General features: G+C 36.2%; 16 protein-coding genes and 2 pseudogenes. 14 read left to right on the forward strand and 4 right to left on the reverse strand.

Features of this window, described 5'->3' with window-relative positions; genetic code table 11:
* Positions 1-14 precede the first annotated feature (14 nt).
* Positions 15-1,508 carry a PTS transporter subunit EIIC gene (locus tag DPV85_RS01610; protein ID WP_111326628.1) on the reverse strand — a complete coding sequence of 498 codons (1,494 nt, stop codon included), beginning with the start codon at positions 1,506-1,508 and terminating at the stop codon, positions 15-17.
* Between the two features lie 172 nt (positions 1,509-1,680).
* Between DPV85_RS01610 and DPV85_RS01615 the strand changes: the two genes are divergently transcribed.
* The 4 genes and pseudogenes from DPV85_RS01615 to DPV85_RS01630 all read left to right on the forward strand — a co-directional run bounded on the left by DPV85_RS01615 (position 1,681) and on the right by DPV85_RS01630 (position 6,266).
* Positions 1,681-2,391, forward strand: a complete 711-nt coding sequence (locus DPV85_RS01615) for a 4'-phosphopantetheinyl transferase family protein (protein WP_111326630.1) — start codon at positions 1,681-1,683, stop codon at positions 2,389-2,391.
* Positions 2,392-2,520: 129 nt separating this feature from the next.
* Complete coding sequence (gene hflK, locus DPV85_RS01620) at positions 2,521-3,762, forward strand: FtsH protease activity modulator HflK (RefSeq protein WP_165816452.1); 1,242 nt, start codon at positions 2,521-2,523, stop codon at positions 3,760-3,762.
* Positions 3,762-4,649, forward strand: coding sequence for a protease modulator HflC (gene hflC, locus DPV85_RS01625; protein ID WP_111326633.1), 888 nt, complete (start codon positions 3,762-3,764; stop codon positions 4,647-4,649). The genes hflK and hflC overlap by 1 nt, the downstream gene beginning before the upstream one ends.
* 232 nt (positions 4,650-4,881) lie before the next feature.
* Positions 4,882-6,266 (forward strand): annotated as a pseudogene (locus DPV85_RS01630) (cytochrome c peroxidase).
* A gap of 58 nt (positions 6,267-6,324) precedes the next feature.
* Here DPV85_RS01630 and DPV85_RS01635 read toward each other — a convergent pair.
* The 3 genes and pseudogenes from DPV85_RS01635 to DPV85_RS01645 all read right to left on the reverse strand — a co-directional run.
* Positions 6,325-6,534: pseudogene (locus DPV85_RS01635) on the reverse strand (hypothetical protein); the annotation flags it as partial.
* Between the two features lie 90 nt (positions 6,535-6,624).
* Entirely contained in the window at positions 6,625-8,679 is a 2,055-nt protein-coding gene (locus DPV85_RS01640) for a type VI secretion system Vgr family protein (RefSeq protein ID WP_111326635.1), read from the reverse strand.
* Positions 8,680-8,737: 58 nt separating this feature from the next.
* The gene (locus DPV85_RS01645; RefSeq protein ID WP_111326637.1) at positions 8,738-9,007 is read right to left on the reverse strand and encodes a PAAR domain-containing protein; all 270 of its coding nucleotides are present in this window, start codon (positions 9,005-9,007) and stop codon (positions 8,738-8,740) included.
* 290 nt (positions 9,008-9,297) lie between these two features.
* Between DPV85_RS01645 and tssB the strand changes: the two genes are divergently transcribed.
* Genes tssB through DPV85_RS01695 form a run of 10 tightly spaced genes read left to right on the forward strand, consistent with a single transcriptional unit; the run spans position 9,298 to position 18,759 of the window.
* Entirely contained in the window at positions 9,298-9,795 is a 498-nt protein-coding gene (gene tssB, locus DPV85_RS01650; RefSeq protein WP_111326639.1) for a type VI secretion system contractile sheath small subunit, read from the forward strand.
* A gap of 12 nt (positions 9,796-9,807) precedes the next feature.
* Positions 9,808-11,295: a type VI secretion system contractile sheath large subunit gene (tssC, locus tag DPV85_RS01655; RefSeq protein ID WP_111326641.1), complete on the forward strand. Its 1,488-nt coding sequence runs from the start codon at positions 9,808-9,810 to the stop codon at positions 11,293-11,295.
* An 11-nt stretch (positions 11,296-11,306) separates the two neighbouring features.
* Positions 11,307-11,723 carry a type VI secretion system baseplate subunit TssE gene (gene tssE, locus DPV85_RS01660; RefSeq protein ID WP_111326643.1) on the forward strand — a complete coding sequence of 139 codons (417 nt, stop codon included), beginning with the start codon at positions 11,307-11,309 and terminating at the stop codon, positions 11,721-11,723.
* On the forward strand, positions 11,724-13,475 hold the full coding sequence (tssF, locus tag DPV85_RS01665) for a type VI secretion system baseplate subunit TssF (RefSeq protein WP_111326645.1): 1,752 nt from the start codon (positions 11,724-11,726) through the stop codon (positions 13,473-13,475).
* Positions 13,439-14,437, forward strand: coding sequence for a type VI secretion system baseplate subunit TssG (tssG, locus tag DPV85_RS01670; RefSeq protein ID WP_111326647.1), 999 nt, complete (start codon positions 13,439-13,441; stop codon positions 14,435-14,437). Before tssF ends, tssG begins: the two co-directional genes overlap by 37 nt.
* A complete protein-coding gene (locus DPV85_RS01675; RefSeq protein ID WP_111326649.1) occupies positions 14,438-15,217 on the forward strand; it encodes a hypothetical protein in 780 nt (259 codons plus the stop codon).
* Positions 15,218-15,230: 13 nt separating this feature from the next.
* Positions 15,231-15,911 (forward strand): type VI secretion system lipoprotein TssJ, encoded by a 681-nt coding sequence (tssJ, locus tag DPV85_RS01680; RefSeq protein ID WP_111326651.1) that lies wholly within the window; start codon positions 15,231-15,233, stop codon positions 15,909-15,911.
* Between the two features lie 3 nt (positions 15,912-15,914).
* Positions 15,915-17,261: a type VI secretion system baseplate subunit TssK gene (tssK, locus tag DPV85_RS01685; protein WP_111326653.1), complete on the forward strand. Its 1,347-nt coding sequence runs from the start codon at positions 15,915-15,917 to the stop codon at positions 17,259-17,261.
* Positions 17,261-18,106: a type IVB secretion system protein IcmH/DotU gene (icmH, locus tag DPV85_RS01690; protein WP_111326655.1), complete on the forward strand. Its 846-nt coding sequence runs from the start codon at positions 17,261-17,263 to the stop codon at positions 18,104-18,106. Before tssK ends, icmH begins: the two co-directional genes overlap by 1 nt.
* Positions 18,107-18,123: 17 nt before the next feature.
* Complete coding sequence (locus DPV85_RS01695; RefSeq protein ID WP_111326657.1) at positions 18,124-18,759, forward strand: type VI secretion system-associated protein TagO; 636 nt, start codon at positions 18,124-18,126, stop codon at positions 18,757-18,759.

Below are 18,759 nucleotides of genomic sequence, written 5' to 3' on the forward strand. Positions count from 1 at the left end.
TTTATTTTTAGGAATTAATCTTCTTTTCCTAAGATTTGATTTACTTCACTCTTATAGAGTACGGCTTTGGCACCGAAAATAGCTTGTACGCCACCACCGACTTCAAGCACATCAATCGCACCTAATTTTTTCAATGTAGCTTTATCAACGGCTTTGACATCTTTAACCGAAACGCGTAAGCGAGTAATACACGCATCAACGTTTTCAATATTTTCAGCGTTACCTAATGCTGCAATAATTTTATGTGCATTTTCAGTCAGTGAACTGGTTTCTTGTTCTACATTTTCTTCGGTTTCTTCACCACGTCCTGGCGTCATCACATTAAAGATGCGAATCAAGAAAACGAAAGAGAAATAATAGAGCAGTGCCCAAGGAATACCGACGAAAATGACACGCAACCAATGGGTGTTTTCATTACCTTGTAAGATACCGAAGAGCAAGAAATCAATAAAACCACCAGAGAAAGTATTCCCGATAGAGATATTTAAATAATCGGCAATAAAGAAAGACACCCCATCTAAGAATGCGTGGAATACATAAAGCCATGGTGCAACAAACAAGAACATGAATTCGATCGGTTCAGTAATCCCAGTAATGAAAGAGGTGAGGGCTGCACCAAGGAATAACCCGCCAATTTGTGCACGACGTTTTTTCGGTACACAGTGATACATGGCTAAACAGGCTGCGGGTAAGCCAAACATCATGGTATCAAAACGGCCGGCAAAGAAACGGGTTCCTTCAGTAAATAAACCATGGTGATTTGGATCCGCTAATTGAGCAAAAAAGATTTTTTGCGCACCAACAATCATCTCGCCATTGACCATTTCCACACCACCTAATTCAGAATACCAAAACAGTGGATAAATCATGTGATGTAAGCCAACCGCGCCAGATAATCGCATTAAGAAACCGTATAAGAATGTTCCAAAGGTTCCCATGGATGCGATGCTTTTACCTGCAGAGACAAGCCATTGTTGGAAAGTTGGCCAAATGAGGAAGAAAACTAATCCAACAAAAATGGCTGAAAAAGCCGTCACAATTGGCACAAAGCGAGAGCCGCCAAAGAAACCTAATACTTGTGGTAATTGGATGTTGTGATAGCGATTGTGTAATTTAACGGTAATCAAGCCCATCACCAATGCACCAATCACACCTGTATCGATACTTTTTACATCAGGAGAGAAAATCGGAATTAATGCGGCAATGGTGCCTGTCATAATGAGATAGCCGACAACCGCTGCAAGAGCAGCAACGCCTTTGTCACGTTTGGCTAAGCCGATACCTAAACCAATACACAATAATAAGGCTAAATTAGCGAACACCACGCTACCGGCTGCTGACATAATCTGAAACAGACCCTGTAGTGCCTCATTATTTAAAATTGGATAGGCTTGCACTGTTGCTTTATTGGAAAGCGCACCACCGATCCCGAGCAAAAGACCTGCAGCAGGCAAAATAGCAATCGGCAACATGAATGACTTACCGACTTGTTGAAGTTGTTTAAACATAGAACCTCCTGTGATTACTTTTTCGAAATGTAACGTATTTGAGAAGAAAAATCTGTGAAACTGCTCAAAGTTTCAATCTAATACCTTGCTTTGATGAGTTTTAGCTTATGTTGGCGTGCGGTGGATTTCCTTTTATAATGCAATCAAACTTGCGTGTTTATTCATTATTTTTATGACAACTTTTATTGCCTACGCCAATATTCAACAACCTTTTACTTTTGATGAAATTCCTACGGATCTTGTCCCTGAAAATTTACGTATAGAACCGAAGGGGAATTCTCGGATAACGCAACGACATCAATGCCGTCGATTGGCGCATTTTTTACTTTGGCAGTTGCTAAAAACAGCGGAAAAATCGACCGCACTTTTAGGGCAAATTTATCGTACGCAAAGTGGCAGACCACAATTTCCCGTTGAGAATATCGATTTTAACATTAGTCACTCTAGCGATTGGGTTGCCGTATTGCTACATATTAATGAATCAGAAAAAAGTGCGGTCGGTATTGATATTGAATTTTCAAAAAAACGGAATTTTTCTGCGCTCATGGCGCATATTGCGCCACAAGCAGAACAAGAATGGTTTGCTAAACAGACTGATGCAGACCTGGCCTTTTATCGTTGTTGGTGTTTGCGTGAAGCAGTATTGAAATCACAAGGCGTAGGAATCGTGAAGTTATCAAGTGTGACGCATTTGCCAGAGCAACTGCAGATCTTCTCAGATTATTGTCCAAAAGGTCAGTTGATCTTTACGGATGAATTGCCTTTTTACTTTGCGGCATTTATAAATCAGTCAAAAATTCAACCGCACTTTTATCAATGGGATGGAAAAAAATTACTTGAAAAAAATATAAAAAAAACCTTGATTTACCAAGTAAATGAATAAAAGAAAATCCTTAAAAATATTCAAGGATTTTTTATTTTGTAATAATTTGCATTGCCACTTGTATTTTCATAGACTAACCCCATTTATTTCGTTAAACTCATTAAAAATTTTAGACAAATGGAGAACGTAATGTCGCAAAACGGTCCAGATCAAGATCCTTGGGGTAAACCGGGACAGAGTAGCGGTCCAAAACAGTCAGATAATTCATCAGATAAGCAAAATGAAAATGGCTGGGGATCGCGAGACAATAAAAATCAGGAGCAATCACCACCAGATATTGAAGAAGTATTCAATAATCTGTTGAAAAAATTAGGTGGGGGTAATAAAAAAGGTGGTTCAAATAATACTTCGCCTAATGTGCCTTCATTTAATTTAGGTAAAATTTTACCGATCGCCGTCGTCATCGGAGGGATTATTTGGGGGGCAAGCGGTTTTTACACCATTAAAGAAGCAGAACGTGGCGTGACGTTACGTTTTGGCGAGTTTCATTCTATCGTTCAACCAGGTTTAAACTGGAAACCAACCTTTATTGATAAAGTGATTCCAGTGAATGTAGAACAAGTTCGTGAGCTTAAAACGCAAGGTGCGATGTTAACCAAAGATGAAAACATGGTTAAAGTAGAAATGACTGTGCAATATCGCGTGCAAAATCCTGAAAAATACCTGTTTAGCGTAAGCAATGCGGACAATAGTCTTGGACAAGCGACTGACAGCGCACTTCGTTATGTGATCGGTCATATGACTATGAATGATGTGCTGACAACCGGTCGTGCCGTAGTGCGTGAAGATACTTGGAAAGCGTTGAACGATATTATCAAACCTTATGATATGGGACTTGAAGTGATTGACGTGAACTTCCAATCTGCACGTCCGCCAGAAGAAGTGAAAGATGCTTTCGATGATGCGATTAAAGCACAGGAAGACGAACAACGTTACATTCGTGAAGCAGAGGCTTATGCTCGCGAGAAAGAGCCAATCGCTCGTGGTGATGCACAGCGTATCGTTGAAGAAGCAACCGCTTATAAAGATCGTGTTGTGCTTGATGCACAAGGGGAAGTGGAACGTTTACAACGTCTTCTGCCTGAATTTAAAGCGGCGCCTGATTTGTTAAAAGAGCGTCTTTATATTCAAACCATGGAAAAAGTCATGGCAAATACACCTAAAGTGATGCTAGATAGCAATAATGGTAACAATTTAACCGTATTGCCATTGGAGCAATTAATGGGTAAAAAGACGATTAAGCCAGTGACCACTACTTCAGAAAGTGCAGTCAGTTCTGCGCCTGTTTCGACACAGGAACGTCGTGTAGAAACGCAAACGGCTCAACCAGTTCAATCAAATGAAGGCATTCGCCAAGGGAGATTTAACTAATGCGTAAATTTTTACTTCTGATTATTGTGGTGATTGCTGCGGTGTTGTATTCCAGCGTGGTGGTTGTAACTGAGGGTACTCGTGGCATCATGTTGCGTTTTAACAAAGTACAACGTGATGCAGAAAACAAAGTTGTGGTGTATGAACCAGGTTTGCATTTCAAATTGCCTTTAATTGATAGCATTAAGGTGCTTGATGCGCGTATTCGTACCCTTGATGGTTCAGCTACTCGTTTTGTGACAGTCGAGAAAAAAGACTTGTTGGTGGATTCCTACGTGAAATGGAAAATCAGCGATTTTGGTCGTTTCTATACTGCAACGGGTGGTGGCGATTATAACCAAGCTTCAAGCTTATTAAGCCGTAAAGTGAATGACCGTCTGCGTTCAGAAATTGGTACACGTACAATTAAAGATATCGTTTCTGGTACGCGTGGTGAATTAATGGCGGGGGCGAAAAAAGCGTTAAATTCAGGGCAGGATAGTACCTCTGAATTAGGGATTGAAGTCGTCGATGTTCGCGTAAAACAAATTAACTTACCGGATGAAGTTTCTTCTTCGATTTACCAACGTATGCGTGCAGAACGCGATGCGGTTGCCCGTGAACACCGTTCTCAAGGTAAAGAAAAAGCAGCATTCATTCAAGCAGACGTGGATCGTAAGGTGACCTTGATCTTAGCGAATGCAAATAAAACTGCACAAGAATTACGTGGTAATGGTGATGCGGCAGCAGCAAAATTATATTCTCAAGCTTTTGCTCAAGAACCACAGTTTTATAGCTTTATTCGTAGCTTAAAAGCCTATGAAAGTAGCTTCGAGGGTTCAGGTAATATGATGATCTTGAAACCAGACAGTGATTTCTTCCGCTTTATGCAAGCGCCAAAGAAATAAACGAGAGATAATAAAAAGTAAAGTGCGGTTAGAAATAGCCGCATTTTTTATTGCTTCATTTTTAGGGGAATTTTCATTTATAAAGTAAAACACTCTTTAATGCAATCAATCGAATCCATAGCCAAAGTTAATTAAATCCATACAAAATATAAGCCAATTTTTTGGCATAATCACCTTACTTTAAGTTTTACGTTTCTTTTTTATGTTTATTGATCGTTTGGAGGATTATTAGATGAAAAAACTGATTATTGGCGGTGCAGCCATTGCTATCTTAGGTTATTTGGGCGGGGGTATCTACATCAATTTGATAAAGAGAACGCGAGCCAACTCTTAATGGAAAATCGCTATACTGGCGAACAAGAAAAAGTGGCAAAAGCCTTATTTGATAACAGTTGCCAATATTGCCATAGTCCAAACACACCGCTTCCATTTTATTCAAAATTCCCGATTGTGGGTGATGAAATGCAATCGGATATTCAAAGTGGGCTTCGTGCTTTCCGCCTAGATCGTTTACTTGAAGGTTTAAAAGATCCAAGCAAATTATCCCAAGCTGATTTAGCAAAATTACAACGCGTACTTGAAAATAATGAAATGCCAATTGCTAAATTCAGACATCTCCACTGGGGAAGCAAACCAGATGAGCAAGAAAAAGTAGCGTTGCTTAACTGGATTCGTGAAGCTCGTAAAATGTCTTTACCAAAAGAAACACCAAATGTTGATGCCGATCGTTTAGTTCAACCGATTCCAGACAGTATTGCGACTGATGAAGCAAAAGTCGCGTTAGGTCATGATCTTTACTTTGATGGACGTTTATCAGGCGATGGTTCTATTCAATGTCATACTTGTCACCAATTAGATAAAGGTGGTGTGGATAGACTTGATACTTCAACAGGTATTGATGGTAAAAAAGGCCCAATCAACGCACCAACTGTATTCAATGCTGCATTCAACTTTGTTCAATTCTGGGATGGTCGAGCGGCAGATTTAGCGGATCAAGCGAAAGGTCCTCCAACAAATCCGGTAGAAATGGGCTCATACTCTTGGGATGACATCGTGGCACGTTTTGAAATGGATGAAGAGTTCAAAAAAGAATTCTTAAAAGAATATCCACAAGTGACGAAAGAAACCTTAACTCACGCGATTGGTGAATATGAAAAAACATTAATTACGCCAAATAGTGATTTTGACCGTTATTTGAAAGGGGATAAAACAGCCTTGACCGAACAACAAGTTCGCGGTTATGAGTTATTCAAACAACATAAATGCGATACTTGTCATACCGGCGTAGCAATGGGTGGACAATCTTATGAATACATGGGTCTCTACGGCGATTACTTTAAAGATCGCGGCACGCCATTAACTGATGCAGATGAAGGTCGCTTTGCACAAACTAAAGATCCATTCGATATGCATCGCTTCAAAGTGCCAACTTTACGTAATATCGCACTTACTGCACCATATTTTCATGATGCCTCAGCAAAAGAGTTAAAAGACGCTGTGAGCGTAATGTTGAAATACCAAAGTAACGTGCAACAGCCTGCTCAAAAAGATGTGGAGGACATCACCTCTTTCTTAGAAAGTTTGACAGGTGAATTTAAAGGTGAAAAATTGAAATAATCTTTAAATGGCTAAATAGAAACGACCGCAAGTGCGGTCGTTTTTTTGTGGGTTAATATTATTGCATACTATTCTTTGCAAGCCATGCCTGAATACGTGCTTCGGTTTTCTTTTCGTTATAGCCGATTTGTGGGAAGAGGCTAAATTGATAGAACCAGTTGAAGTAGTCACTTGTGATACGTTTTTCTTTTTTAAAGAACTTGCCGTATTCTTCGTCCGGATTTTCGCTGCCGAGATAATTCAAAATAAAAGTAAATAACGAATCATTATTGTTAGACAAAAGTGTAATCATAAAGGTTACATAGGACAGCAAAGTTTAACGGCTTAGCTGTCCTTTTGTTATAAAGTGCGGTTGATTTTAACTCTGTTTTTGATTTTTCATGGCTTCACAAACTTCGCAAATCGGTTTTGCTTCGTTTGCGGCAAGAGACAATACTGCTGGCGATTCTGGTGTTCCGCTAGATTGTATTAAATTACCTTTTACAGTCACTTTACCTTTTAACGTGATACCAGAGCCATCAATAACAATCGTACCTGCTTTTCCACGAATATTTACTTGTGTAGTACCAGTTAATTTAATGTTTTTACTATGTTGTTTTAATTCTTTCCCTGCTTTGAAAACCGCATTGCGACTTGTTTGATGAGAATAATCTCGGCCAATTTTAACTTCTTGATTGGCATACACATCCATTGATAGATGATTCCCGATGTTTAATACTTCATCCTTTTCAATTTTAGTCATGCGATTGCGATTGATCTTATTAGATTGATCGCGACCTACCGTTAATGACTCATCTTGCCCAACCATTTCAGTACGGTTGTTTCCGATGTTAATTGTTTCATCATGTCCTACTTGTTCGGTTCGATCATGCCCAATTTGTGTTGTTTCATCATTATTTACAACATTATTTTGGTCTTTTTCTGCATGAATAAAGATTTCTTCTCGGTCTTTTTCGTCTTCAAAACGTAATTCATTAAAGCCGTTACCTTTATGGGTTTTACTTTTTATGGTCATACGCGTTTTATGTTCAGGCAGAGCATAAGGCGGTTCCGTTGTGCTGTGATAAGTACGTCCCATGATGATTGGTTGGTCAGGATCGCCCTCTAAGAAATCAACCATTACTTCATGGCCAATACGAGGGATGGCAATATGTCCAAATTGCGCTCCCGCCCAACCTTGGCTGACTCGAATCCAGCAAGAACTGTGCTCGTTATTTTGCCCTTCACGATCCCAAGGGAACTGGACTTTTACACGTCCCCATTCATCACAGTAAATCTCTTCATCAGCTGGGCCAACTACATGGGCCATTTGAGACCCATCAACAACAGGTCTTGGTTGCGGCTCTGGTCGCCATTGTGTGGTATTTGGAATAAGTTTAATACGGTTTTCATAGCGGTTACCTTCTTCACCTGCTTCTTCTTCTAATACACCAGGTTGCCAACCATAATGTTCAACTCCGACTACTAACCAATCGCGATTAAAGGCCTCTCGTTGATGTCCCTCTAAGCCAAATACATAACCTGGTTGTACACGTAAATCATCACTTTGTGCAAGTGCCAATTCCGCTTCTCTACGTTCGTATTCCAAACGATATTGCGTAAAAGGCTCACCTTGAGCATCACGTTTATAACGGCCTGGATAGTCATACCGCTCATAAATGCTACCATGGCCTTTGTTATTACCTTGACCTGAATATTGGTGTTCTTGATTATAACGAGGATTTGTAAAAGTATAATCACGTAAAGTTTGAAGAGTAGTACCCAGTTTTTCTTCGTAGGACCAATGCCACACAGCTGCTTCTGGACGTTGTCCCGCCGGCATTGCGTTATAAACTAAATTTCCTTTTTTCTCTGAAAGTGTTGTCGAGTTGGAGAAATGAAGGATATGGCTATCATTGGTATGTTCAAAGTAATAATAAGAGCCTTCTTCGGCAGCCAAACGTTGAATAAAATTTAAATCAGTTTCGCGATATTGCACGCAGTATTCACGTGTCCAATATGGCGTTTGTAAATGGAATTGGCTCTGAGGTACTTGATTTTTACTCAGTAGCGTTTCGATAATTTTTTGAGAGTCTTGTTGTTGGAATATTCGTAAATCAGTTTGTAAACCTGCACGACATAAAGATGGTTCAATCACCATGTGATAACGAGTTCGAGTAAAACCAGTTTCCCTCTGATTTAAGGCCGTAACGATACCGTTGACACTACGTATTACCTCATCTCCTTGCCAAAAGGTTAGCGTAGCAGGTTGGTCGATTAGAGAATGAAAATTCGGTTCAGAACCAAAGCTTGCGAGATCGAGTTCAAGTCGGAAGAGTGTAGATAAATGTTCTTTTAATACAAAACGGACTACTTCGAATTGAGTGGCACCATTAACGGTAAGACTGTAACGATAATCGGATTGAACGGCCATTTGGAATTCCTATAAAAATATTGGCAGTAATAATAGCGTTATATAAATACTAAATAAATTATGCTTTAGCTTTCATCATAGATTGTGAAGCAATTAATTCTGCACCACAGGCAGTTTTCATTCCTTCAAGGGCAATGCCTCGCCCATTAGCTTGCATGATAGATGAACCTTCAACAATCGGGAAGTTACCTTTGCATTTTGGACATGAGACCAAATCACCTTGTCGGGCGACATTTTTGCCTCCGGCAGTCATGGTTTGTGATCCTTGAAGTACGGTACCTCCATGGGTAGTTTTATCTCCAATAACGATTACGCTACGAGCAGACATGACTTCTCCTTAATCTATGAAATGTTTAACCTTTACATTCTAAACTAAAATGATAGGATTTTCTTGTAAAATTGATAGTTTATGTGTTTATTTTAAAAAGAAAATACATATCTTCTAAAATAGTATGGGTGTTGTTTAATTTTGCCACATAACAAATATCATTTGTAAAAAATTATTCTATACTGCTGACTTCGTCATTGATTTAGTAACCGTGATTTTTTATAATCTAGTTATTTTTTAGTTCGTTATCTAAAAATAGAAATCAGTTTAAATTTCAAAGAGGATTTTATATGTCTAAAACAGGTTCAGTCGCACCAAAAGAGCGAATTAATATTAAATATACTCCGGCTACAGAAGGTCAAACTGATGAAGTTGAATTACCGTTAAAACTTTTAGTTACTGGTGATTTTAAAGGTGCTGCAGAAGACTTAAGCCTTGAAGAAAGAGAGACGGTTTCTATTGATAAGCACAATTTTGATGCTGTAATGAAACAATCTAATTTGACGATTGATGTAGCGGTACCAAACCGCTTAGAAGAAAATGCCGAAAATCAAGATCTTGGTATTAGCCTAAAAATTGAAAGCATGGCAGATTTCTCACCTGATAATATTGCTAAACAAGTACCAGAATTAAACAAATTATTAGAGTTACGAGAAGCCCTTCTTGCATTAAAAGGGCCTATGGGGAACATCCCTGCATTTAGAAATAAATTGCAAGAGTTAATTGCGGATCCAAACGCAAGAGAAGCGTTGGAAAAAGAATTGGCTATCATTTTAGAAAAAGAATAAAGGTAGTAGAATATGGTTACTAAGAATCAAACGGCAAAAGCTGAAAAGAATTCGCAAACGACAAGCTTACTTGATCAGGTGATGGAGCAGACACGTTTTAAACCTGAAAATGAAGATTATAGTATTGCACAAAGAGGTATTGCAGAATTTATTTCTGAAATGTTGAAGTCTGATAGTGCAGATGCAGTTGTAAATAAGACACTTATCGATGAAATGATTGTTCGTCTTGATGAGAAAATCAGTCATCAAGTAGATGAGATTTTACATAATGATAAATTCCAAGAAATGGAATCAGCTTGGCGTGGTTTGAAACTCCTTGTAGATCGTACCGATTTCCGCGAAAACATTAAAATAGAAGTACTAAATGTAAGCAAAGAAGAATTGCTTGATGATTTTGAGTATGCGACTGATATTACTCAAAGCGGTTTATACAAACATGTTTACTCCGCAAACTATGGCCAATTTGGTGGTGAGCCAGTTGCAGCTATTGTTGGTAACTACACGTTTACGCCATCTGCGCCAGATATTAAATTATTACAATATGTTTCATCTGTTGGTGCGATGTCTCATGCTCCATTTATTTCAGCCGCAGGTCCAGAGTTCTTTGGACTAGATAGCTACGCATCTTTATCTGAAATTAAAGAAGTAAAAGACATTTTTGAAGGACCTCGTTATGCTAAATGGAGAGCATTAAGAGAATCTGAAGATTCTAAGTATTTAGCACTCACAATGCCACGTTTCTTGTCTCGTTTACCTTACGACACGATTGAAAATCCGGTTAAAACCTTCAATTACAATGAAGGAATTGATGGTAACCATAATAACTATTTGTGGAGCAATGTTGCATTCTTGATGGCATCGAAAGTAACAGATAGTTTTGCTAAATATCGTTGGTGTCCAAATATTATTGGTCCACAAAGTGGTGGTACGGTAGAAGATTTACCAGTTCATTTATTTGAATCATTTGGGCAGTTACAAGCGAAGATCCCAACAGAAGTATTAATTACAGATCGCAAAGAATTTGAATTGGCAGATGAAGGTTTTATTCCTTTAACTATGCGTAAAGGAAGCGATAATGCTGCATTCTTCTCAGCTAATTCTGTCCAAAAACCTAAAAAATTCCCAAATACGGAAGAAGGCAAGGCGGCTGAAACAAACTATAAATTAGGTACACAATTACCATATATGTTCATTGTGAACCGTTTAGCGCATTATTTGAAAGTATTACAACGTGAACAGATCGGCTCGTGGAAAGAACGTCAAGATCTTGAGAGAGAGTTAAATGTTTGGTTGAAACAGTATGTTTCAGATCAAGAGAACCCACCAGCAGAAGTTCGTAGCCGTCGACCATTACGTTCTGCTAAAGTTGAAGTATCAAGTGTTGCAGGAGAACCAGGTTGGTACAAAGTTTCTTTATCTGTTCGACCGCACTTTAAATATATGGGGGCAAGTTTCGATCTTTCCCTTGTGGGTCGATTAGATATTGATAATAATAAATAAGTAGCTGTTTTATGGGATTTTGGAACAGGGTTAAAACTGCACCACAGAATACGGATGTCATTAAAAAGAAGACTGAAGCAGAAATTGTGAGTGATTTAATTCGTTCGATAAAAAGAAACATAGAATTAGTACTTAATTCAAAAGAAGGGTGCACGTTATGTGCACCCGATTTTGGTTTAAAAGACTTTAATGATGCAACTGCAACCACAAAAAGTTTAAGCCAAACAATTGTTGCAAATATTCGTTCCAGCTTAGAGCGCTATGAGCCAAGGGTTCGTATTACAAGAATAGAATATATTCATGATGCATATGATGTTCTTCAGCTTAATTTCCGTATAACCTGCGTTGTATTATTAAAACAAAAAAATGAGTTAACTGAATTAAATATTATCTTGGATAGTTCAAATAAGAAGTTTAGGGTTGTGTAAATGTCTTTGAAAGAGTTTTTTAGATCTGAGCTAGACTTTCTCAAAAGGGATGGTCAACATTTTTCAAAGATTTATCCTCACTTATCAAGATTTTTATCTGATGAGATAGTTGATCCTGAGGCAGAGAGAATTATTGAATCTTTTGCTTTTTTAACTGCACGTTTGAAAGAAAAAGTACAAGATAATTTACCAGAAATAACTCAATCAATGATTCAGCTTCTTTGGCCAAATTATTTGCGTCCTTTACCAAGTTGTGCAATTTTAAACTTTCAACCTAAAGAAAGGGCTATTACAACAAAACATATAGTTCCTAAAGGAACGTTTGTGTCGTCTAAACCGGTAGATGGTACGGCTTGTCAGTTTCAAACAACGATGGATGTTGCTGTTTATCCACTTGTTTTAAATGATGTAAAAAGCACATCAGGCAGCGAGTCTACAATTATTGAATTAGATTTAGAAAATATCACAGATAGTGATTTTTCTTCCATACAGTGCGATGAATTGTCATTTTATTTATCTGGGAGTGATTACAGCGCTTTAACTTGTTATCAATGGATTTTTAATTATTTAACAAAAGTTTATATTAAATCGGAAGATGGTGTAATTAATTTACCACTGGATGTTATTTCTCCTGTTGGTTTTGATAAAGAGGAATCCTTGATTCCTTACCCTGATAATGCATTTGATGGGTATCGTCTCTTACAAGAGTTTTTCTTTTTCCCTAAAAAATTTTATTTCTTTAAGCTAAGAAAGCTGCATCTGTATTTAAGTCGATTTGATAAGAAAAAATTTAAGTTATTTTTTGAGTTTAATCGTTCTTTTCCTAAAGATCTAAAATTAACACAAGCTGATTTTTCCCTATATTGTGTTCCAATAATTAATTTATTTGAGCATGATGCTGTTCCATTAAATCTTGATGGAAAAAAAGATCTATATCCAGTGATTCCGGCAGGTTTTAATCGGGAGCATTTCGAGATCTTTGATATTAGGCGAGTTTCAGGCTCAACGTTTTTAAAAGAGACGGGGAATAAGATTTATACTTATCCAAAATTTGAATCATTTGTTCACAGCTCTTCATCTGGCGAGAGTGGATACTATAAATCAATTATTAAAGATAATATTGAAGAAACGGGTTATGATCATTTTGTTTCTTTTGTATCTGATTCTAATAAAATTTTAGATAGTTCCAGAGAGACAATATCTATAGATTTAGATTGTACAAATCATAATTTACCAGAGTTTTTAGGGATTGGTGATATTTGTGTGCCATCACAAAATACACCGTCTTATATTGATTTTAAAAATATCACATTGCCAGTAAAAACGGTGAGAGCAGTTCTAGATGAATCGATTCATTGGAAGTTAGTTTCTAATCTTTCACTTAATTATTTATCCTTAACGAAGCTAGATGTTTTAAAGGAAATTTTGCTAACTTATGATTTTTCTGCAATGTATGATGTGCAAGCATTGAGACGAACAGAAAAACGTTTGTCTGGAATGGAGTCGATTACGACTCGTCCAATTGATAAGGTCATAAAAGGCATTGTATATAGAGGTCAAAAATCAGTACTAAGAATAGATAGCAATAATTTCCTCTGTGAAGGGGAGTTGTTTTTATTTGGTTCGATTCTTGCTGAATTTTTTAGATTATATGGCACGATAAATTCATTTCACCTTTTAGAAATTATCAATACAAGTAATAACGAGATATTTAAATGGGAACAGAAAACCTCTCTTCAAAGAGTGATCTAATTCAGTTTGGGTTTCATCAGCTCGTAGAAACAATTGCTGATGCATCGTCAATGAGCTTAGATGAATTAGAAAATACTCTCGTTGAAGAATCGATATTCCGTTTCTTTAGTAATCCTAAAATTAACTTTCCAGTTGGGGATATTGAGCAGCTCGTTATTCAAGATGAAGAAGGAAAAAGAATATTCCAAATTTTTGTTAACTTTTTAGGATTACAAGGTGCATCAGGCCCACTTCCTGGAAGTGTTTTGGATGAAATTGCAGAGGCATCGTATGAGAATGAATCTATTCAAGCAAAATATTTAGATTTCTTTAATCATCACTTGCTTACAATATTTCACCAAATTTGGAGAAAGTATAAATATTATATACGGTTTAAATCTGATTTTTCAGATGACTATTCTCGGGATATTCTAAATATTTTGGGACTGTCTAAGGACTTTATTGAATTCTCTCATTTAAATTGGAGTAAAATTTTTTATTATATTGGTCTTATACAATCGGGTATAAGAACTCCGCAGATACTAACTGATATTATTCGGTACTATTTTGATTTGGATGATGTTTCGATTGAAGAGCATGTAAGACAACTTGTTGAAATAGAAAGCGAACAAAAAAATAAACTTGGTATGCAGAATATGATGTTAGGTAATAATTTTATTTCAGGTGACAAGATTGAATCATTTTCAAATAAGTTTAGAGTTAATATTGATAATCTGAAATTAAATGAGTTTTACCAATTTTTGCCAAATACTGAAAAATATAAGCATCTTCAAGAATTGATTCGCTTTCTATTAAAAGATCCACTGCCTTATGATATTTCATTAGGTTTACATCCGGATACGCAATCTACCTTTATTTTAGGAAAGGATAATTCTAGTTGGCTAGGATGGACGACATTGATTAATGCAGATTCAACAAGCGCTCATACTTTAAACCAGGTGATCATTGAAGGAGCGGTATAAGTGCATAAACTTTTATTGATGGTAACCGATGCGTTTATGCTCGAAAGAGGAACATTACCTTATTGCTATTTTGATTTAGCTGGTGGTTTAGTGGGATCTGCATCAAATGTAAATTGGAAAATAGATAATTGGAAGAATGAAATTTCTGATATTGAGTTTGAAATAAAGTATTATAATGCTGATTTCTGTTTAATAGCTCATAGTAAAAAGCTTTTTATTAATGGAACAACGAGTGCTCTTCCCATGGGGGGGATTATCAAATTAAATGATAATGATCTCATTTCTCTATGTAATTATAAGATTAGAGCTAAGATTTTTACTAATGAAGCAGAAATGGTTACTTTACAAGATGAATTATCTTATTTATTGAATAAACAAACGGATAATACAATCTTAAATTTAGGACATTCTCAGCAATATCATTATGATTTTGAGAAAGAGAACATTAATCAAGATTTACTTGAATTAAAAGCAAATGATACGAATTTAGACCCTTTATTGGCATTAAAAGTAGATGATGAGCCTTCTTCAGAGTTAATGAATGCGATGCCTCATCAATTTGGGTCTACAGAATATAAATTTTTTAACCCGCATATTCATAGTGTGTTGGAATACTATACCCCGTTGGATGTTAATGAGTCACCAAATGAGTTAGTAAAGTCGATATCTACAATTGAATATGAAAAAATACAGAATTCTGTATCAACTTTAAAAGATAAAGATGATGCAAAGTCAAAACAAGTGGAGCCTATTTTAGATCCTCTATTTTTTATTAAATAACTAAGGAAATCTTATGAAATTAAAATCTTTATTTATGTTTACTGCTGTTGCATTAACTGTGGCGGGATGCTCTTCAGATAATGGACCGAGTGTTAATCCACGTTTAGTAAAACCATCGACTTATTCACTTTCTATTTACGCAACGGATCGTGCAAATATTAACGTTTATTCTCCAAAAGATGATGCTATTGCTGTAGTAAGTGATGAAGCTGCAGCAGAGTTCGAAGATTTAGATGCTTTAAAACCTCAAGCTAAACGTCCAATGACAGCTCATGAATACAAAAAAAATGCGACAGCCAATAGTACCAATTCCGATAAGCAAATTATTGAGCAGGAAAATGGAAAGGCTGATGCTAGAGCAACCCCTGTCATGTTAAAAGTTTTCCAATTAACGGATAAGTCGCTATTTTTAAGTAGTACATATGATGATTTTCGTGGTAATGATTTCACTGAATCATTGGGCAAAACATATGTTTCAAATATTGATTTAATTATTGCACCGAATCAGTTCAGATTTGTGGATTCAGAAGAAATGAATGAAAAAACTCATTATATTGGAGTTGTAGCTCTTTTTAATGGTTATGAAAACCGCAAATGGAAAGGTATTGTACAGGTCAAACCTAAAGGTGGGGAAAGTTATCCACTGTTAATTCGTGTGTTAGACTCTAAAGTTGAAATTTTTAAGGATAATTAATCCATGTCTTTATCAAATCGTGTTTTGTGGAAAGAAGGCCTATTCATTAGGCCTCAACATTTTCAGCAAGAAAGCCGTTTTTTAACATCACAACTGAAGCAAGTTATTGATATCTCGGCTTATAATCTAGGTTTTGAGAAAATTGCTTTTGATCAACAGCAGCTTTCTTTTGGAAAGTTTGGCATTACGGAATGCAAAGGTGTGATGCCAGATGGAACACTTTTTGATTTACCTTTAACAGATAGTTTACCTTCTCCAATTGCTGTAACTAGCAATCTTGTCGGTGAAACGATTTATCTTTGTTTGCCTATTGTTACAAATGGAGAAGGTGAAATTAAATATTCATCAAGTAATTCAGATTCAATGGATTTCCGAAGTGAAATTGTTTTTACTGAAGTGAAAGACTCTCATAGTGAAAGTGGAAACTATACTCAGCTTGAGTTGTTGAAAAATCAATATTTTCTAAAATCTTCATTAGATGATTTAAGTAATTATGTTTCTTTACCCATTGCAAAGATCAAGGATATTACATTAGAGCATCAAGTTATATTAGATGAAGCATTTTATCCTATGTCATTGCATATTAATGCAATGCCGGTCTTCATGAAAAAATTAGCAGAGTTATCTGATTTAGTTTCATTACGAGCACAAAACATTGTGAGCAGAATTGGGCGTCCAGAACAATCTGGTGTAGCTGATGTTAATGATTTCCTTATGCTTTTAAGCCTTAATAGAGTTTCACCATTAATAAAAAGCATTGTGAAATTAGGTAAAGTACATCCTTTATCTGTTTATGAATTACTTGCTTCATTACGTAGCGAGCTGACTACTTTTGTTTTGAAAGAAAGATTTTCAGAAACTTTTTATGATTATCTTCATGAAAATCCAGCGACTTCTTTAGAGCCCTTATTTAATGATATTAAGTCCTATTTAAGTATCGTGACAAATACAAAAGTTGTACCATTGCCAGTTGTTGCTCGTCAATATGGAATTTATACGGCTCAGGTTAATGATGCATCACTTTATTCTACAGCTGAATTTATCATTGCTGTAAAAGCTCATTTACAACCAGAATTATTAAAGAATCAGTTTATTCAACAAACTAAGATATCAAGTATCGAGCAAATCAATCAACTTGTTCATTTACAATTGCCTGGTGTTCCTGTGAGTGCTCTACCTGTAGCTCCTCGATATTTGCCTTACCATTCTGGTTTTATGTATTTCCAATTAGATAAAACATCGCCATATTGGGAGAATTTGCTGACTTCATCTGGATTTGGTTTCCATATTACAGGAAATTATCCTGGATTAGAGATTGAGTTTTGGGCTATTCGTGGAGATTTAGCATAATGAATAATAGAGAGTTGTTGAATACATATAATTCATCAATTGATATGCCTTCAGATCGAGTTTTCATTACAAATAATGTGCCAGTAATTAATGAAAAAACTGATCTTCTTTATGAGCAAGTTGGAAATGTTGATTTTGATATTGACTATGACTTTCAATTACAAACCCACTCCTACAATGCCTTAGTTGAATTGGCAAACCCACTATTAGCGACAGCTCTTAGACTAAGAAAATTATCGTCCATAGAGGACATCGGAAGTTTATATACTAGAATGCAAAATGAAATCATGGCATTGAGTGAAAAAGTAAAAGAATTGAACTATGACAGTGCATTCCAGCTTTCATTCCGATATTGTGTGTGTACATTTATTGATGAAATGGTGATGGCAACGCCTTGGGGAAGCTCTTCAGTTTGGGGGCAGCGTTCTTTACTTGCTCATTTTCATAATGAAACATGGGGTGGAGAAAAGTTTTACTCGATCTTATCAAGAACGATGCTTGAACCTGAAAAATATCATGAATTGCTCGAATTTATGTACATTTGTTTAGCTCTTGGATTTAAAGGACAGTATGCCCTTAGTCCACATGGTCAAGAAAATATTCAAAATATTTTAATTAAATTACAAAAAACACTGAGACCATTACGTGGGTATGATTATCAGAGAAATCAGCAAATGCATCTTTACAAAAGTGATTATACGGTAAAGAAACCATTGTCATTAAACCGTGTTGCATGGGGAACATTATTTGCTTTTGCGTTAATTTATTTCTTATATAGTATGTTCTTGGATTCATATTCAACTGAGATTATTAATAATGTAAATGACATTATTAATAATATGTAGTAATGAGGGATTTTGCTATGGCACCGCGTCTTTCTTTTGTATGTAAAGCGACGTTTGCTTTTTTCTTATCAATATATTCTGCAAATAGTTTATCTGAAGAAAAAATGGATAAAGCAGGGCAATGTGTTTCAATTAAGTCAAATATTAATCGTCTTGCATGTTTTGATAAGGTATTTAACACACCGGTTAGAGAGCAAATGATAGATGATCGTGTGGTCAGTAATCTTGTTCCTAAATTAGTTGGTGATATTTTTACATTAGCTAAAGTTGATGGGCGAGATGCTTGGGCTGAAAATAATTTAGAACTTGCTTTATTAAGTAATGACGGAAGTGCCTCAATATATGTTGCTTGCAAAGACAATATCACAAGATTCCAAATTGCATTGGATAAACCCGTTAAACATAATTTACTGAATGTTCATATTGCTAATAACGATACAAATCATACAGCCTCTAAAATTGACTGGCAGAGTGCCGAACGAGGTTATTTGTTAGATGCAGGGCGAGGACTTTATGCAATACAACAATTAAAATCAATCTTATATATTGATACGTTTTCAGTTTCTCTTCCTCAAGAAGATCGTCAGTTTATTTTCAAAAATAACGGACTAGCATCTCAAGTTGCGCCAATAAGAAAAGAATGTGGTTGGTAA

It is taken from the genome of Haemophilus parainfluenzae (assembly GCF_003252725.1).
GTDB classification, from domain to species: Bacteria; Pseudomonadota; Gammaproteobacteria; order Enterobacterales; family Pasteurellaceae; genus Haemophilus_D; species Haemophilus_D parainfluenzae_L.

Excerpts from the sequence above, each read along its gene's own strand:
- DPV85_RS01610 (WP_111326628.1), bottom strand. The coding sequence starts at position 1,508 with ATGTTTAAACAACTTCAACAAGTCGGTAAGTCATTCATGTTGCCGATT.
- DPV85_RS01615 (WP_111326630.1), top strand. The coding sequence starts at position 1,681 with ATGACAACTTTTATTGCCTACGCCAATATTCAACAACCTTTTACTTTT.
- hflK (WP_165816452.1), top strand. The coding sequence starts at position 2,521 with ATGTCGCAAAACGGTCCAGATCAAGATCCTTGGGGTAAACCGGGACAG.
- hflC (WP_111326633.1), top strand. The coding sequence starts at position 3,762 with ATGCGTAAATTTTTACTTCTGATTATTGTGGTGATTGCTGCGGTGTTG.
- DPV85_RS01640 (WP_111326635.1), bottom strand. The coding sequence starts at position 8,679 with ATGGCCGTTCAATCCGATTATCGTTACAGTCTTACCGTTAATGGTGCC.
- DPV85_RS01645 (WP_111326637.1), bottom strand. The coding sequence starts at position 9,007 with ATGTCTGCTCGTAGCGTAATCGTTATTGGAGATAAAACTACCCATGGA.
- tssB (WP_111326639.1), top strand. The coding sequence starts at position 9,298 with ATGTCTAAAACAGGTTCAGTCGCACCAAAAGAGCGAATTAATATTAAA.
- tssC (WP_111326641.1), top strand. The coding sequence starts at position 9,808 with ATGGTTACTAAGAATCAAACGGCAAAAGCTGAAAAGAATTCGCAAACG.
- tssE (WP_111326643.1), top strand. The coding sequence starts at position 11,307 with ATGGGATTTTGGAACAGGGTTAAAACTGCACCACAGAATACGGATGTC.
- tssF (WP_111326645.1), top strand. The coding sequence starts at position 11,724 with ATGTCTTTGAAAGAGTTTTTTAGATCTGAGCTAGACTTTCTCAAAAGG.
- tssG (WP_111326647.1), top strand. The coding sequence starts at position 13,439 with ATGGGAACAGAAAACCTCTCTTCAAAGAGTGATCTAATTCAGTTTGGG.
- tssJ (WP_111326651.1), top strand. The coding sequence starts at position 15,231 with ATGAAATTAAAATCTTTATTTATGTTTACTGCTGTTGCATTAACTGTG.
- tssK (WP_111326653.1), top strand. The coding sequence starts at position 15,915 with ATGTCTTTATCAAATCGTGTTTTGTGGAAAGAAGGCCTATTCATTAGG.
- icmH (WP_111326655.1), top strand. The coding sequence starts at position 17,261 with ATGAATAATAGAGAGTTGTTGAATACATATAATTCATCAATTGATATG.
- DPV85_RS01695 (WP_111326657.1), top strand. The coding sequence starts at position 18,124 with ATGGCACCGCGTCTTTCTTTTGTATGTAAAGCGACGTTTGCTTTTTTC.